The 503-nt window shown below is 44.1% G+C and carries 1 protein-coding gene; it reads right to left on the bottom strand.

The genetic code is table 11. From position 1 onward, the window contains the following. Positions 1-153: 153 nt before the first annotated feature. On the bottom strand, positions 154-503 hold a 350-nt coding region (locus SJI19_RS24750), incomplete at its 5' end, for a GFA family protein (protein ID WP_323480884.1).

Raw genomic sequence — 503 nt, 5'->3', positions numbered from 1 at the left:
TCACTAAGGGAATAACGTTTTGCCATGGTTCATCTCACACCGATTATATGGGGTGAGATCAGAATGCTGGAATGATATTTCGTGAGCAAGGCGAGACGCCCGTCCCCTTACTTTCTACTGAAGTGTTTACCACAACATCTTCACGCCCCATTCTCAGGAAGTTGCTTTTCGGTAAGTTATAACGCCAATAATCCCTGCACCGCCATCGCTAGGATGGTTAATACCGTCCATAACGTTCACTGATTCGAAATCAAACGGTGACACACCCTCTAAGCAAGCCACATTGATGCCAAACTGCTTAGGGTTAGATCTGCGTTGATGGAAGGTATAGATTCCGCACTTAGAGCAAAAATAATGAGCGGCTTGCTTTGTATTGAAGCGATATTCAGTCAAATATTCCTTTCCATCTAAAACCTGAATTCCCGATAGTTCCGCCGACACGGCAACCGCACCTCTCATACTACAAAAAGAGCAATTACATCTACGAACAGTATTGAAGCTAT

The organism is Acerihabitans sp. TG2, assembly GCF_035013185.1.
Taxonomy (GTDB): Bacteria; Pseudomonadota; Gammaproteobacteria; order Enterobacterales; family Enterobacteriaceae; genus Acerihabitans.
The sequence above is the reverse complement of the archived record's forward strand: the minus strand, read 5'-3'. Positions and strand labels throughout refer to the sequence as shown.